This is a genomic window from Spirillospora sp. NPDC047279 (assembly GCF_040643285.1).
Taxonomy (GTDB): domain Bacteria; phylum Actinomycetota; class Actinomycetes; order Streptosporangiales; family Streptosporangiaceae; genus Spirillospora.
Genome location: NZ_JBEYUA010000008.1, coordinates 385385 through 399427, shown reverse-complemented (window position 1 = coordinate 399427; position 14043 = coordinate 385385). Strand labels below are relative to the sequence as shown.

Here is a 14043-nt window from a genome sequence, read left to right as displayed (position 1 = left end):
ATCCGCGCCGGTGAGGGCCCGTCATCGGTGCCGTCCGCCGTTCCCCCGCGCGGGTGACCATGATCACCCGCCGGCGGGAGGCCCGCGACCGGGCCGGGGCGGGACCGTGAGGAGGGCCGGGCGGCACAGGACGCCGACCCCCGGATTCCGGCGGCCGCCGTCGACGCCCGATACGGCGGCCGCCGGGCCCTTCACCCGCCTGAGTACGAGGGAACGGGCGACCTGGAATACCGTGTGGCGTCGTGTCCAGTGATGCCGCCGCGCCCACCGCAGGCCCCGTGAACCCGCCGGGGCCTCCCGGCCGTCCCCGCCGCCGGCGCCGCCGCGTGCGCGCGCTCGTCGCGACGCTGGTGGCGCTCGCCGTCCTCCTCGCCGCCGCGGTCGGGGGCATCGGCTGGTACTTCGCCGGCGTGGCGACGGAGGTCGACCACTCGTCCGAGTACCCGCTGACCGTCCTGGACACCACCCCGAAGACGGTCACGCTCCCCCTGGACCCGACCACCAGAGCCGCGGGCACCTGGGCGCTGACCTGGGAGGGCGGCCGCGCCGTGCTCGGCCCGGTCGTGAGCACCACGTCCGGCACGGTCGTCCGCGGGATCGACCGGGTCCTGCGGGGCGACCTCGCCAAGGGCGAGAAGGTGGCCGTCGACTCGTGGATCCACGACGGCGACCCGAAGATCGCGCACGGGTTGGAGTTCCAGAACGTCACCTATCCGTCCAAGCTCGGCCCGATGCCCGCGTGGTACGTTCCCGGCCGCTCGTCCACCTGGGTGATCGGCGTCCACGGCCGCAACTCCGACAGGGTCGAGACGCTGCGCGCCATCCCGGCGGCGCACCGCCTCGGCCTGCCCGTGCTCTCCATCGCCTACCGCAATGACAAGGGCGCGCCCGCCTCCCCCGACGGCAAGAACCACCTGGGCGACACCGAGTGGAACGACGTCGCCGCCGCCATCGCCTACGCCCGCTCGCGCGGCGCGACCGGCGTCGTCCTGCACGGCTGGTCGATGGGCGGCGCGATGGCCATGACGGCGCTGCGCAGGGCCGCCGACCCCGCGTTCGTCCGCGGCGTCGTCCTCGACTCGCCCGTCATGGACTGGGGCGCCACGCTCGACAAGCAGGGCGACGAACGAGGCCTTCCGCGCTTCGTGACCGGGGTCGCCAAGCAGGTCCTGCGGCTGCGCATCGGCATCGACCTCGCCGCGTTCGACCAGCGCCGCTTCGCGCCGGACCTCAGGACCCCGGTGCTGATGTACACCACGGCCCACGACGCCACGGTCGACAACCGCGCGTCCCTCGCGTTCGCCGCCAAGGCCCCGCCCGGCCTGGTCACCCACGTTCCGACCGACGGCGGCCACACCGACTCCTGGAACGTCGACCCGGCCGCCTACGAGCGGGCCCTCACCACGTTCCTCGCCAGGACCGCCCTCCGCTAGGCGGAGCCGGTCAGGCCGGGGCGACGTCGAGGAGGGTCTTGCCGACGGTGGCGCGCGTCTCGATCGCGTGGTGGGCGTCGGCGGCGCGGCCGAGCGGGAAACGCTGGCCGATCACCGGGCGCAGCCGTCCGGCGGCGGCCTCCTCCAGCGCGCGCACCGCGAAGCCGCGCAGCCGCTCCGGCGGGAACGCGGGCTGCACGATCGTGGCACCGCGCGCGGCGGCGGCCTCCGGGTCGATACCCGCCCACTCGCCGCTGGCCAGGCCGAACGGGACGGTCCTGCCGCCCTCGCCGAGCAGGTCGAACGCGGCGCGGCCGATGTCGCCGCCGACGGCGTCCATGACGATGTCGACCCGGCCGACGGCGTCCCGCACTCGGGCGGTCCAGTCCGGCAGGGTGTAGTCGACCGCGACGTCCGCGCCCAGCTCGATGGCCAGGGCGGTCTTGCGCTCGCCGCCCGCCGCCGCGACGACGGTCAGGCCGGCGGCCTTGGACAGCTGGACGAGCAGGGTGCCGACACCGCCCGCGGCCGCCTCGATCAGGACGGTCTCACCCGGCTCGGGCGCGGCCGCCTCCAGCATCATCATCGCCGTACGGCCGTCGGCGAGCAGCGCCACCGCGTCGTCGAGGGCGAGGCCGCCGGGCACCGGGATGAGCGTGGCCGCGTCCACCAGCGCCTTCTGCGCGTACCCGCCCTCGCCGCGCAGGCCGCTGACCACCCGCGTGCCGACCAGCGCCGGATCGGCGCCCTCGCCGACCTCGGACACGGTGCCGCCGACGCCGTTGCCGGGGATCACCGGCGGCCGGGCCTTGAACGGGCCGGGCAGCCCCCGGCGGTACTGCGTCTCCACGAAGGTGATGTTGGCGTGCGCCACGTCCACCACGACCTGGCCGGGCCCCGGGACCGGGTCGGGCGCGTCGCCCTCCACCAGCACCTCGGGTCCGCCGAACTCCTTCAGCCACACAGCCCGCATCTCAACGCTCCTCGTCATCGACGTTCGCGTGATCGAGCCTGCAACCTCAAGCCGTGTTGAGGTCAAGCGTGCGTGCGTGCGGGCGTGCGGGCGTGCGGGTCAGGTGATGTCGCGGCGGGTCGTGGTGAACGTGGCGACGGCGGCGAACGCGAGCCCGTACCCCAGGAGCACCAGCACGCCGCCCCAGGCGGGCAGCGTGTCGAGATCGCCGGGCCCGCCGAAGCCGCCGGTGGTGCTGGTGATCGCGCGCACGGCCCCGGCGGGCAGCCACTGCCCGACCTCCGGGACGGCGAACGTGAGAATGGCCTCGACGAGCTGCACCCAGCCGACCGCCACGATGATCGCCGCGATCTGGTTGCGGATCAGCGCGCCGAGCCCGAGGCCGACGAGCGCGTACAACCCCATCGCCAGCACCGTGCCGCCGAGGATCACCGGCACGTCGTTGTCGATCAGGGACGTCGAGCCGCCCTTGATCGCCAGCGCGGGCCAGGCGACCGCGACCGTGACGAGCACGGTGGCCAGGCCGAACGCCAGGCCGAACACGAAGTAAGAGATCAGCTTCGCGGCCAGCACCGCGCCCCGGCGCGGGGTGACCAGGAAGGCCTGGGTGATGGTCTGGTGCCGGTACTCGGCGGTGATCCCCAGGATGCCGAGGATCATCATGAACATCACGCCGCCGCTGGCGTTGGCGTAGAAGGCCTTCACCGTCTCGGGGTCGGTCACCGGCGGGATGCCCTGCTCGCCGCCGAGGTCGGCGCCCGCGAGCGCGATCAGGAAGACCAGCCCCAGCAGGGCGAACCCGACGCTGAGCGCGAGCATGCCGATCCACATCCGGGTGGACCGGATCTTCAGCAGCTCGGCGTTGATCAGCCGGATCATTCCTTGCCTCCGTCCTGGGCCGGCGCCTCCGCCGTCGCGGGAGCCTCTGCCGTCGCGCGAGCCTCTGCCGTCGCGGGAGTCTCAGCCGTCGCGGGAGTCTCCGCGGGCGTCCCGGCGGGCGCGGACGCCTCGGCGGGGGTGGACGCCTCGGCGGGTGGGGGCATCGGCCCCTGCCCGGGCGGCGGCGCGCTCAGCTCGGCCATGGTGAGGTCGAGGAAGATCTTCTCCAGCCCGGACCGCTCCGGGGTGAGCTCGGTCAGGACGGCTCGCGCGTCGAGGGCGGCGCGCCCGATCGTGGCGCCGTCGACGCCCGTGACGAAGAGCCGGTCGTCCTCGCGGCGCACCTCGCCGCCCGCGTTCTCCAGCGCGGTGGCCAGCCGGACCGCGTGCTCGTCCGCGCTCTCCACACCGACCCTGAACTCGTTCCTGTCGCCGACGAGCTCGGCCAGCGGCGCGTCCCGCACGACCTTGCCGCGCGCCACGATGACCACGTGGTCGGCGGTCTGCTCCACCTCGGACAGGACGTGGCTCGAGATCAGCACCGTGCAGCCGGTCTCGGCGAGGTGCCGCAACATCGCGCGGAGCCAGTGGATGCCCGCCGGGTCCAGGCCGTTGGCGGGCTCGTCCAGGATGAGCACCCGCGGCTCGCCCAGCACGGCCGCGGCGAGCGCCAGCCGCTGCCGCATGCCGAGCGAGTACCCGAGGACCCGGCGGTCCGCGGCGTCGGCGAGGCCGGTCCACTCGAGGACGGCGTCCACCCGTTCCTTCGGCAGCCCGGCGGCGGTGCAGGTGACGCGCAGATGGTCGCGCGCGGTGCGTCCCGGATGGAACCCGGTCGCCTCCAGCGCGGCGCCGACCTCCACCGCGGGCCGGTCCAGGTCGGCGAACGCCTTCCCGTTGATCAGCGCCCGGCCGGCGGTCGGCCGGACGAGCCCGAGCAGCATGCGCAGGGTGGTCGTCTTGCCCGCTCCGTTCGGCCCGAGGAACCCGGTGACCGAGCCCGGCTGCGCGGTGAACGACATCCCGTCCACGGCCTGCACGGCCCCGAACCGTTTGGAGAGTCCCTCAATTGTGATCACAACGAAGCATCATGGCATTTCGGGTCAACTCGTGTCGCCCGCGCGCGACCCGCGCACCTTCCGGCGTACGCCCAGATAGGCCAGCCAGCCCGCGACGGGGACGACGGTGTAGATCTGCCAGTAGCCGTGGAGGGGCTTCGCGTACGGGCCCAGCGGCCCGAGCCTGACGTCCACCCGCCGGTCGAGGTCGGCCCGCGAGACCCCGGAGATGTGCCCCTCTCCCCCGTCACCGCCGCCGGTGCGCCACGTACCGGAGCAGTCGAGGGAACGCCCCTTGCCGCCGCCCGCGCATTCCGTGACGGTCGCGGTCGCCGGCTCCCCGAAGAGCAGGGTGAACGCGATGATGCCGGGGATCACGCCCGCGCCCCCGCCGATGAAGGCGAAGAGGCCCAGGATCCATGCGATGACGCCCGTCCACTGGGCGGCCTTGCGCACCACGCCCTGCCGTTCCTCGCGCACCGCGCCCGGCTGTTCCTCGACCATGGCCGAGGATCTTAGAACCGCCCGCCGCCGCGGAACCGCGAACCGCCGTCCAAATCGTTCACGACCCGTTCTGAACGCGTCGCCGACCTCGACGGCCACCCCGCCCACGCCGCGCCGTGCCGCGCCCTCTCGGGTGAGGGCCACACGGGTAGAGCGGCCGCCTAGGAGCCGCCGACCCGTCCCGACGGCCGGTCTGCCAGGCCCGCCTCGTCCCAGAAACGGCCCGCGATGTCGTCGGCGATGCCGCAGCCGCACTCGACCGAATGGCGCGTCCGCGTGGCGGCACGCCGCACCAGCGCCGAGGCCCGCACGGCCGCGCACGCGCAGTGATGGGCCATCGCCCCGCCCGTGACGGGGCTGACCGGCGGCGGCCCCAGCCCGGCGCAGTCGCACAGGGGCGACCCGCGCATCTCCAGTTCGTCGGCCAGGGCCGCACGCTGGGCATCTGTCACCGGAGCAGAGGACACGCCCAACATCAGATCACGCGACCATCCCGTTCACTACGGTTTTGACGTATAGGTGGCAATCACCACGCGCCCACGTCTCCTCCATGCGCTCGCCCATCACCTGCTGCATCAGCGGGTCGTCGCCGGCCTGCGCCCACCCGCCGTCCGCGAACCCGAACCTTTCCGCAACGAATCTCTTTTCTCTCCACTTTGACCTCTGTAAGCTTCCGGGCGTACTCGCCCCCATGTCGGCCGGTTGATCAGGTGTAACGATGCGCGCCCGGTTGGTACGAACCTCCCTCCCCCTCGGATCCCGCCGCGCGTTCACAGCCCCCGCTCTCGCCGCCCTGGTCCTGACGACCGCGGCCTGCGGCCCCGACCCCGACAGCGGCGCCCTCAAACCCCGCGGCTCCGGAGGCCAGGCGACGGCGCCGGCTCAAGCGCCGACCGCCTCCGCGCCCGCCATGACGCCCCAGCAGGTCGACCAGCTGGTCCTGAAGCGCTACCGCGAATACCTGCGCGTCTACAAGCAGGCGTTCGCGTCCAACGACCCGTCCCGACTCGCGGACGTGGCCTCCGATCCGCTGCTGTCGACCGTTTCCAAGGAGGTGGAAAGCACCAAGGCGCGAGGCGAGGTCTGGCGTTTCACCCTCCTGCCCAACCCCAAGGTCTACGGACGGTCCCAGGACGGTCTCACCGTCTACGTCATCGACTGCCTGCGGACGCTCTCCGCGTCCCGGTTCTCGGTCGCCACGGGCCGGCGCCTCGGCCGCGAACCCGCCTCGACCTACGCCCACCGCAGCGCCGTGCGTTTCGAAGCCGGGGTCTGGAAGGTCTCCGACACCGAACGGGAGCGCGCATGCTGATCCCCGCACGCCGCATCAAGCCGGAAGGACCCGCGATGCCCCTGGCCGCGTCCCGCCCCACCTCCCGACGTACGACACGGATCGCAGCGGTCACGGGCACGGCCACGATGGCGGCCTCGCTCCTCAGCGCCGTCACCGCCGCCCCCGCCCTCGCCGGCAACCCGGGCTGCGACGGGCGCGACGTACCGGCGATCTTCTGCAATCCCAAGACCGTGACCCCCGGGAGCGGTGGTTCGGGCAACACGGGCGGATCGGGTGGCGGCGGCGGTGGCGACGAGGACGTGCCGGGCTGCGGAGGCGGCCAGTTCGCCGACTGTCTCGTTCCGGACGCACAGCCCGTGGCGGAGGCTCCCACGGCCGCCATCGTGCAGAGCGTGCTGGAGGAACGGGCGCTTCCCGTCCCCTCGGTCAACACCGCTCCGGAAGGCAAGACCTACGTCCAGGTCAAGACCCGTCTCTGGGTCGGCGGCTTCACCACCGTCTCGACAGATCCCGCGACGGTGGGCACGCAGACCGTGCAGATCACCGCGACGCCCAAGAACGTGCGCTGGCAGCTCGGCGAGACCGAGATCACCTGTGAGGGCGCGGGCAGCCCGAACAACGACTCGTGCAGCTACACCTACAACCGGTCGTCGGCCGGTCAGCGGGGCGGCAAATACCAGGTGACCGCGACGATCACCTGGGGAGTCGCGTGGACCTGCACCGGCGCCGCCTGCGACGCCCCGGCGGGCACCGTGGACGACATCGTCGTGCCCTCGGCCGCCGAGCCGCTGGCCGTGGGTGAGATCCAGACCAACTCGGGGCAGTGAACGCCCCCGCCTGGCGGATCCCGTTCCTCACCGAGTTGCGCGAGCTCGGCTCGGGCGCGCAGGGCCGTGTCGTGCTGGCGAGGGACGACGCCTCCGGCGAAGTCGTGGCGGTCAAGTACCTGTCCCGCGACCTGCTGGGCAACACCGGCGCTCGCGCCACGTTCAGGGCCGAGGCGCGGATGCTCACCCGCGTGCGCGATCCGCACGTGGCGCAGATGCGCGGCTACGTCGAGACCACCGAAGGCGCCGCGATCGTCATGGAGGCGGTGCACGGCCAGTCGCTCCGCCTCCTCCTGGACGAGCGGCGCTCCCTGCGCCCCGAGGCTTCGCTCACGATCCTCAAGGGGTCGCTGCTCGGCATGGCGGCCGCGCACGCGGTCGGGGTCGTGCATCGCGACTACAAGCCCGCGAACGTCATGGTGCAGGACGACGGCACGAGCAAGCTGATCGACTTCGGGGTCGCGGTGCTGGCGGGCGAGAGCACCGTCATGGGCACGCCCGCGTACATGGCGCCCGAGCAGTGGCAGGGCGGGCCCGCGTCGCCCTCGACCGACGTCTACGCGGCGACGGTCGTCTTCTTCGAGTGCGTCACGGGCCGCAAGCCGTTCAGCGCGACGACCACGGACGGGCTGATGAGGGAGCACCTCGGCAGCGCCGTCCCGCTGGACGGGATCCCCGAGGCGCTGCGGCCGCTCGTTCTCCGTGGCACGGCCAAGGACCCGGGCCTGCGCTTCGGCGGCATCACCGAGTTCGTCGGCCTGCTGGAGACTTCGGCGGCGGCCGCGTACGGCGCGGACTGGGAACGCCGGGGTCTCGCCACGCTCGGCGGGTCCGTCGCGCTGTTCGCCGCCGCCTTCCCGCTCAGCCTGCTCGGCGGCGGCGCGTCCACCACGGGCACGGCCGCGACGGCCGGTTCCGTGGCGAGCACCGCGGGCACCGCGGGCACGCTGGGAGGAACGAGCGGCGCGGGCGCCGCCGGCTCCGGCGCCGTCACGACGACGACCGGTGGCGTCGGGCACAGCGCCGGAGGCCAGGGCGTCATCGGCAAGATCGGCGGCGCCAAGGGAGTCGCCGGAGGCACCACCGCGGTCGCGGGCGCGGTCGCCGTCGCCGTGCTCCTCTGGCCCTCGGGCCCGACCGTCGGCGGGGAGGCCCAGGGCAATCTGCGCGCCTACTTCACCCGGCCCGGCCTCCTGGTGGGTCAGCCGAACATGCCCGCCGCGGAGACCCCGTACGTCACGCTCGACTACAAGGTGACACCGGCCAAGATCAAGCCGGGTACCAGGGTCTCCGTGACCCAGCGGTTCTACTCGCGCTTCGTCGTGGGGGCCAGGTACCTCCCCGGCGGGAAACGCGAGTGCTTCGGCGACAAGACCAAGCGCGCTGACGCGATCAGGAGTTACGGCTACTCGCTGGGCGGCCAGGGCACCGAGGGGCTCGGGAAGAACCAGTACCCCGTCTGGTTCTTCCGCACGTCCAAGGCGGCGGGCGGCAAGCTCCCCTCGGAGCGCGGCGTCTTCGTGACCGGCCGGTCACGGCAGACCGCGAACTCCGAGCCGTACAGCTGGCAGGACTGCGCGTTCCAGAGCACGCACACCTCCGTCACCACCATCACCCTGCCGGACACCGACGAGATCCCGCCCGGCCGCTACCGCGTCGCCCTCCTCTACCCGCTGGGCTTCACGAAGATCAAGGGCAGGGACGCCGGCACCACCCTCGAATCCGTGGGGCCGCGGGCCGAGGGGAGCCTGCCGGTGGTGGAGGTCTTCTGGGACTGAGGGGTTCGGGGCGGGTTGACGGTGGGGGCGGGCGGGAGGAGCGTCGCTCGTGGAAGGCCGTCTCCCGGTGGAGGTTGCGTCGTGAAGGTTCTGGTGGTCGGGGCGACGGGCGGGACGGGGCGGCATGTCGTCGAGCAGGGGGTCGCGCGGGGGCATGAGGTGACGGCGTTCGCGCGGGATCCCCGGAAGGTGCCGGACGGGGTGAACGCCGCGCGCGGGGACGCGCTGGACTACGAGACGGTGGAACGGGCGGTGGCCGGGCAGGAGGCGGTCATCTGCGCGCTCGGGGCGCCGCTGACCAGGACGGGGACGGTGCGGTCGGAGGGGACGCTCAACCTCGTCCGGGCGATGGAGAAGGCCGGGGCGCGGCGGCTGGTCGTGATGTCGACGATCGGGATGGGCGAGAGCCGGGAGATGCTGACGTTCAGGTACAAGTACGTGCTGGTGCCGCTGCTGCTGCGCGGGGTGTTCGCCGACACCGAGCGGCAGGAGGAGCACGTGCGGCAGAGCGACCTGGACTGGACGCTGGTGCGGGCCGGGGCGCTGGGCCGGGGCGAACGGACCGGCGCCTACAAGCACGGCGTCGGGGTGACGACCATCCTGAGGGGCAAGATCTCGCGGGCGGACGCGGCGGACTTCCTGCTGAAGCAGTTGCAGGACGACGCGTACGTCAGGCAGGCGCCCTACGTCTCCTACTAGGCGGGACGTCCCGGAACGGGCGGGCCGAGCTCGGCGCGGACGAGCGCGCCGCCGCCGGGGGCCGCGCCGAGGGTGAGGTCGCCGCCGGAGTGCTCGGCGACGCGGCGGACGATGTCGAGGCCGAGGCCGGACGAGCCGCCGCCGCTGCGGCCGCGCCGGACGGCGGTGTCGGCGAAGCCGGGGCCCTCGTCGGTGATCTCCAGGATCGCGCCGCCGTCCGGGCGCGGGGTGAGCGCGACGGCGAAGGCGGTGCCGCGCGCGGTGTGGCGGAAGATGTTGGAGACGAGCACGTCGAACGCGTCGGCCAGTTCGGCGCGGGCGGCGGCGACCTGCAGCGGGCCGGTGGGCAGGCGGGTGGTGATCCGGCGGTGCTGCTCGGCGGCGAGGGACGACCAGAACTCCAGGCGTTCGCCGATGACGGCGGTGGCGTCGCAGCTGGCCGGGCCGTCGTCGGCGCCCCGGACGGTCCTGATGGCGTCGGTGACGGTGGTCTCGACCTGGTCGACGGCGCGGTTGAGCTTGTCGCGTTCGGTGGCGTCGTCGAGGAGCTCGGTCTCGAGGCGGAGCGCGGTGAGCGGGGTGCGCAGCCGGTGCGAGAGGTCGGCGACGCGTTCGCGTTCGCCCTTGACCAGTTCGGAGATACGGCGGGCGAGGTAGTTGAGCGCCGCGGCGACGTCGACGAGCTCGACGGAGCCGCCGCCGTGGGCGCGGGCGGTGAGGTCGCCGCGGCCCAGGCGGCGGGAGACCTCGGCGAGCTCGCGCAGCGGCCGGGTGAAGCGGGTGGAGATGAGGTAGGTGACCAGGACGCCGATCAGCAGCAGGAAGAGGCCGAGCAGCGCGAGGGTGGCGACGGCCTCGAGGACGCCCTCGTACATGACGGCGTCGCTCACGAACGCGCGCACGACGATGGGCCCCTCCTCGCGTCCGATGACCGAGAGGAGCACCTCGCGGCCACCGGGCGTCTCGGCGACGAGGCTGTAGCCGCGCTGGGCGAGCCGCAGGGCGGCGGAGGCGGTGGCCTGGTCGCCGAGGACCCGGCCGTCCGGCATGAAGATCGAGAACTCGTCGGTGCCGCCGGCCGCGAGGCTCTCGACGGAGAGGGCGAGCGCCTCGGGTTCCTCGCGCATGAGGATCGGCACCAGCGACTCCGCCTCGACGGCGGCCTGGGCGACCTTGTCGTCGGCGGAGATGGACCGCACCGTCGCGGCGAGCGGCAGGAAGAACGCGACGAGGATCAGCAGGGTCGTGGCGACGACGTGGAACATCAGCTGACGCCGGATGGTCGTGAGCATCACGGCGCGCACCCTAGCCCCGCCTGCGCTTTCATCGCCCCGTCTTGACCCGTGGCCGACCCGGCGGCTGTCACGCTGGCTCGGGTGACGTCGCGGACAGCCGCCCTGGCGGGCCTCTGGCTGGTGATCAGCGCTCTCACCCTGGGGGCCGGGCTGGCCGCCGTGCGGATCACGGCGTGGGTTCTGGAGGGCAGCGTGGTGCAGCCCATGTCCGGCCGCGAGGTGGAACGGAACCTCGCCACCCGGCCGGCGATCACCCCGGACCCGTCGTACTCGGTGCCGGACGCCGGTCCGCTGCGGGTGTTCAGCAGTCCGGGCGGCCGCGTGCTGGTGCGCTGCGTCGGCCGGGACCGGGTGGCGATGACGGGGTGGAGCCCGAGCATCGGGTTCCACGCGCAGCGCGTGGTCAGCGGGCCGGCGGCCGAGGTCGAGGTGGTCTTCGAGCGCGATGACGGCACCGGCGCGCGGACGGCGGTCCGGTGCGCCGACGGCACGGCCCGGCTCACCGGCTGACTCAGTTGGCGATCCGGTTGTAGGTGCAGGTCGCGGCGGCCTGGCCGCCGCTCGCGGACTCGGTCGCGACGACCGTGCCGTCGACGGTGATGCGGCAGGTGACGGTGCCGGCGGCGCCGACGTTGGTCACGTTCACCGTCACCACGTCCAGGCCGCTCAGCTCCCGGGTGACGCGATGCTCCCAGGGCAGCGGCACCACGGCGGCGTCGATCTTGTCGACCGAGCCGGTGGTGTAGGCGACGCTGGCCTGCTCCGCGCCGCCCGTGCCGGTGCCCTGGAGCACGATGCTCGCGGACTCGGTCTTCTGGAGCTCGTTGCCCGCGAGGGCGATGACGATGCCGGTGACGATGCCGGTGAGGACGCCGAGCACGCCGAGCACGATGCCGGCGATGGCGAGGCCGCGCCCGGACTGGCCGGTGCGCCTGATCTGGCCGAGCGCGATGAAGCCGGTGACGATGGCGACGATGCTGCCGATCCAGCAGAGCCAGAGGATGCCGAGCACCAGCGAGGCGATCGCCAGGCCGTTGGTGCCGGCCGGCCGCGGGGCCTGCGGCTGCCGCGGCGGCATGCGGTACGGGTCGTACGGTACGGACACGGTCACTCCCCTTGGTCGTCGCACACTCCCGGGGGGGTTGATCAACAACTACCCCACCGGGGCGGGCACGAAAAGAGGCCGCACCGGACGGGTGCGGCCTCTGGTGACCAGCGGGGCGGGACGGGGCGAGTGGGACGGTCCTCTACCGGACGCGGGGACTTTCGGCGCGGCGGAGGGTCATGGCCTTGCGGGGCCGTCGCCGGCGTTCCGGGACCTCCGGATCGCCCTGGGCGAGCAGCTGCTTGAGCGAACGAGGGACGATCTCCTCGGCGTGGTGCGAGCGCATGGTTCCCCTCCTCTGCCTGCGTGGTCACGCGGCGACCGCGAGGTCGTAGAAGGCGGCGTGCACGGCGTCGAGCGCCCAGCGCATGCGGGCGGCGTAGGCCTCGGGGTGGTCGCCGGCCTCCTGCGCGACGCGGGCGAGGCAGGTGCCGCAGTCGTCGCCGCACTCGGCGAGGCGCGCCGCGACGGCCATGCGGACCTGCTCGGCGGTCGGGGCGGCGGACGCCTGAAGCGGCGAGGTGAAGAGGATCTGGGCCAGTTCGGAGACGCTCATCGTGGTCGACATCGCGGGCCTCTTTCCCTTGTTCGGCTCTACCCTGATTTTATCAGAACGGAATACTTTGTTCCATAGCCTGAGCCGTCGGATCTCGGGAGAATCCCAGTGGTTCCGGCCTGGTGGGAGACCTCCTCCGGCCCTTCCGGCCCGGTGTCCTGCTCTCAAAGGGGTAGACCGCGCGCCTCCGCGGAACTCATCGCCCGAGGCGCCCCGATCTCAAGATTTTTCGGTGTCCCGACGAGCGCCCTGCCCGGTGCCCTGCCGCCGCCCTGCCGCCGCCCTAGAGGCCGAGGCGGGCGGCGGCGACCTTCTTGGGGACGACCATGCGCCACGCCTCCATGACCAGCTCGCGCATCTCGTCCTCGCCGAGCTCCGCCGTCCACACGTTCACCCAGTTGAACCGCTGGTCCGACAGGCGCGGCAGGTGGAACTTCGCCGGCGCCGACTCGATCAGCGCGGCCCGCTCCTCCTTGGGGAACGCGAACCCCATCACGGTCTCGTCCGGCGAGAAGGCGACGTAGACGATCTGGCCGACGCGGAACTTCACGCAGTCCCTGATGAGGTGCTCCGTCGTCCGCGGCAACGTCAGCGTCAGCCGCCGCACGTCCTCGACCGTGACCATCCCCCATTATCACCATCTCCCCGGCACACAAATGGCGATCTTGTTGGATTGCCGGGCAAAAGGGCGACGGGGAACGGGGGCGCGTGGATCAGCTCGTGCGGTGGGAGGCCGGCGACGGGCCGGTCATCGTCGAGGTCGACTCCCGGGAGCCCGGATTCCAGTCCGCAGCGCCCCGCGCCGGTCGTGGAGATGCGTCCGCTCGTCCTCGATCCCGCCCAGGCGCCGGTCGATGCCGGCGGGTTCGGCGTTGAGGGCCGCGAGGTCGTCCTGACGATCGTCCATGGGGGAACCCTCTGTTGATCTTCAGATCGGGGCAGCGTTCGACGGAGCGCCACGAATGAGACGGCGAACGCCGGATCCGGACCCGGTACGCCAGTTTTGAACCGATCGATTCAAAACCTGCTAGGGTCGCTTCCATGGCACGACCGAGGCAGTTCGACGAGGAGCGGGCGGTGGACGCGGCGATGCGCGCGTTCTGGGCCACCGGCTACGAGGGCACGTCGACACAGGACCTGTGCGAGGCGACCGGGCTCGGGCGCAGCAGCATCTACAACACGTTCGCGAGCAAGCACGACCTGTTCGAGCGGGCGTTGCGGCGCTACATGGACGACAAGGACGACGCGATCTTCGACCTGCTGGCGGCCGGGGAGCCGGCCAAGGAGAGGATCGGGGCGCTGATCCGGCAGGCGGTCGAGCCGCCCGGCGACGATCCGGCCGGCTGCCTGGTGGTCAACTCGATGATCGAGCTGGCGCCGCGCGACCCCGAGATCGCGGCCCTGCTCGACCGCAACCTGGAACGGCGCCTGGACGCGCTCATGGCGGTGATCCGGCAGGGCCAGCACGCCGGCGAGATCGACGCCGGCAAGGACCCCAGGACGCTCGCGCTCTTCGTGACCGCGACCATCAGCGGCATGCGGGTCGCGGCACGCGGCGGCGCCGACCGGACGACCCTGGACGCGATCGCCACCACGGCGCTCGGCGCCTTCTGACCCGAAGGGCGGCTCCGGCCGCCCTTCT

General features: G+C 72.9%; 18 protein-coding genes. 7 read left to right on the top strand and 11 right to left on the bottom strand.

Features of this window, described 5'->3' with window-relative positions:
* Positions 1–242: 242 nt before the first annotated feature.
* A complete protein-coding gene (locus ABZ810_RS23005; RefSeq protein WP_358406209.1) occupies positions 243–1433 on the top strand; it encodes an alpha/beta fold hydrolase in 1191 nt (396 codons plus the stop codon).
* A 10-nt stretch (positions 1434–1443) separates the two neighbouring features.
* On the opposite strand, the gene ABZ810_RS23000 is transcribed toward ABZ810_RS23005, so the two are convergent.
* The 5 genes from ABZ810_RS23000 to ABZ810_RS22980 all read right to left on the bottom strand — a co-directional run bounded on the left by ABZ810_RS23000 (position 1444) and on the right by ABZ810_RS22980 (position 5299).
* Positions 1444–2406: a zinc-binding dehydrogenase gene (locus tag ABZ810_RS23000; protein WP_358406208.1), complete on the bottom strand. Its 963-nt coding sequence runs from the start codon at positions 2404–2406 to the stop codon at positions 1444–1446.
* A 99-nt stretch (positions 2407–2505) separates the two neighbouring features.
* On the bottom strand, positions 2506–3285 hold the full coding sequence (locus ABZ810_RS22995) for an ABC transporter permease (RefSeq protein ID WP_358406205.1): 780 nt from the start codon (positions 3283–3285) through the stop codon (positions 2506–2508).
* Positions 3282–4364 carry an ABC transporter ATP-binding protein gene (locus ABZ810_RS22990; protein WP_358406204.1) on the bottom strand — a complete coding sequence of 361 codons (1083 nt, stop codon included), beginning with the start codon at positions 4362–4364 and terminating at the stop codon, positions 3282–3284. The genes ABZ810_RS22995 and ABZ810_RS22990 overlap by 4 nt, the downstream gene beginning before the upstream one ends.
* 24 nt (positions 4365–4388) lie before the next feature.
* On the bottom strand, positions 4389–4847 hold the full coding sequence (locus ABZ810_RS22985) for a hypothetical protein (RefSeq protein WP_358406202.1): 459 nt from the start codon (positions 4845–4847) through the stop codon (positions 4389–4391).
* A gap of 161 nt (positions 4848–5008) precedes the next feature.
* Complete coding sequence (locus ABZ810_RS22980; protein ID WP_358406200.1) at positions 5009–5299, bottom strand: hypothetical protein; 291 nt, start codon at positions 5297–5299, stop codon at positions 5009–5011.
* Positions 5300–5565: 266 nt separating this feature from the next.
* Here ABZ810_RS22980 and ABZ810_RS22975 point away from each other — a divergent pair, with 266 nt between their 5' ends.
* From ABZ810_RS22975 to ABZ810_RS22960, 4 genes are all read left to right on the top strand, one after another.
* Positions 5566–6159, top strand: coding sequence for a hypothetical protein (locus tag ABZ810_RS22975; protein ID WP_358406198.1), 594 nt, complete (start codon positions 5566–5568; stop codon positions 6157–6159).
* Positions 6153–6968, top strand: a complete 816-nt coding sequence (locus ABZ810_RS22970; RefSeq protein WP_358406196.1) for a hypothetical protein — start codon at positions 6153–6155, stop codon at positions 6966–6968. Before ABZ810_RS22975 ends, ABZ810_RS22970 begins: the two co-directional genes overlap by 7 nt.
* A complete protein-coding gene (locus tag ABZ810_RS22965) occupies positions 6965–8746 on the top strand; it encodes a serine/threonine-protein kinase (RefSeq protein WP_358406194.1) in 1782 nt (593 codons plus the stop codon). The genes ABZ810_RS22970 and ABZ810_RS22965 overlap by 4 nt, the downstream gene beginning before the upstream one ends.
* Before the next feature lie 81 nt (positions 8747–8827).
* Positions 8828–9445 carry an SDR family oxidoreductase gene (locus ABZ810_RS22960; RefSeq protein WP_358406192.1) on the top strand — a complete coding sequence of 206 codons (618 nt, stop codon included), beginning with the start codon at positions 8828–8830 and terminating at the stop codon, positions 9443–9445.
* On the opposite strand, the gene ABZ810_RS22955 is transcribed toward ABZ810_RS22960, so the two are convergent.
* Positions 9442–10737 (bottom strand): HAMP domain-containing sensor histidine kinase, encoded by a 1296-nt coding sequence (locus ABZ810_RS22955; protein ID WP_358406282.1) that lies wholly within the window; start codon positions 10735–10737, stop codon positions 9442–9444. The genes ABZ810_RS22960 and ABZ810_RS22955 overlap by 4 nt on opposite strands.
* 84 nt (positions 10738–10821) lie before the next feature.
* Between ABZ810_RS22955 and ABZ810_RS22950 the strand changes: the two genes are divergently transcribed.
* A complete protein-coding gene (locus ABZ810_RS22950; protein ID WP_358406189.1) occupies positions 10822–11250 on the top strand; it encodes a hypothetical protein in 429 nt (142 codons plus the stop codon).
* A gap of 1 nt (position 11251) precedes the next feature.
* Here the strand turns inward: ABZ810_RS22950 and ABZ810_RS22945 are convergent, their stop codons facing one another.
* The 5 genes from ABZ810_RS22945 to ABZ810_RS22925 form a co-directional block, all read right to left on the bottom strand.
* Complete coding sequence (locus tag ABZ810_RS22945; RefSeq protein WP_358406186.1) at positions 11252–11845, bottom strand: DUF4190 domain-containing protein; 594 nt, start codon at positions 11843–11845, stop codon at positions 11252–11254.
* A gap of 142 nt (positions 11846–11987) precedes the next feature.
* A complete protein-coding gene (locus ABZ810_RS22940; protein ID WP_358406184.1) occupies positions 11988–12131 on the bottom strand; it encodes a hypothetical protein in 144 nt (47 codons plus the stop codon).
* 24 nt (positions 12132–12155) lie between these two features.
* On the bottom strand, positions 12156–12413 hold the full coding sequence (locus tag ABZ810_RS22935) for a hypothetical protein (RefSeq protein WP_358406181.1): 258 nt from the start codon (positions 12411–12413) through the stop codon (positions 12156–12158).
* A gap of 271 nt (positions 12414–12684) precedes the next feature.
* Positions 12685–13026, bottom strand: a complete 342-nt coding sequence (locus ABZ810_RS22930; protein ID WP_358406179.1) for an MmcQ/YjbR family DNA-binding protein — start codon at positions 13024–13026, stop codon at positions 12685–12687.
* Between the two features lie 123 nt (positions 13027–13149).
* Positions 13150–13308: a hypothetical protein gene (locus ABZ810_RS22925; RefSeq protein WP_358406176.1), complete on the bottom strand. Its 159-nt coding sequence runs from the start codon at positions 13306–13308 to the stop codon at positions 13150–13152.
* Positions 13309–13442: 134 nt separating this feature from the next.
* On the opposite strand from ABZ810_RS22925, the gene ABZ810_RS22920 reads away from it, so the two are divergent.
* Positions 13443–14015 carry a TetR/AcrR family transcriptional regulator gene (locus ABZ810_RS22920; protein WP_358406173.1) on the top strand — a complete coding sequence of 191 codons (573 nt, stop codon included), beginning with the start codon at positions 13443–13445 and terminating at the stop codon, positions 14013–14015.
* Positions 14016–14043: the final 28 nt, after the last annotated feature.

Bases quoted from the DNA above. Each gene is read 5' to 3' on its own strand.
- ABZ810_RS23000 (WP_358406208.1), bottom strand. From the start codon at position 2,406: ATGCGGGCTGTGTGGCTGAAGGAGTTCGGCGGACCCGAGGTGCTGGTG.
- ABZ810_RS22995 (WP_358406205.1), bottom strand. From the start codon at position 3,285: ATGATCCGGCTGATCAACGCCGAGCTGCTGAAGATCCGGTCCACCCGG.
- ABZ810_RS22985 (WP_358406202.1), bottom strand. From the start codon at position 4,847: ATGGTCGAGGAACAGCCGGGCGCGGTGCGCGAGGAACGGCAGGGCGTG.
- ABZ810_RS22975 (WP_358406198.1), top strand. From the start codon at position 5,566: ATGCGCGCCCGGTTGGTACGAACCTCCCTCCCCCTCGGATCCCGCCGC.
- ABZ810_RS22970 (WP_358406196.1), top strand. From the start codon at position 6,153: ATGCTGATCCCCGCACGCCGCATCAAGCCGGAAGGACCCGCGATGCCC.
- ABZ810_RS22955 (WP_358406282.1), bottom strand. From the start codon at position 10,737: ATGCTCACGACCATCCGGCGTCAGCTGATGTTCCACGTCGTCGCCACG.
- ABZ810_RS22940 (WP_358406184.1), bottom strand. From the start codon at position 12,131: ATGCGCTCGCACCACGCCGAGGAGATCGTCCCTCGTTCGCTCAAGCAG.
- ABZ810_RS22935 (WP_358406181.1), bottom strand. From the start codon at position 12,413: ATGTCGACCACGATGAGCGTCTCCGAACTGGCCCAGATCCTCTTCACC.
- ABZ810_RS22930 (WP_358406179.1), bottom strand. From the start codon at position 13,026: ATGGTCACGGTCGAGGACGTGCGGCGGCTGACGCTGACGTTGCCGCGG.
- ABZ810_RS22925 (WP_358406176.1), bottom strand. From the start codon at position 13,308: ATGGACGATCGTCAGGACGACCTCGCGGCCCTCAACGCCGAACCCGCC.
- ABZ810_RS22920 (WP_358406173.1), top strand. From the start codon at position 13,443: ATGGCACGACCGAGGCAGTTCGACGAGGAGCGGGCGGTGGACGCGGCG.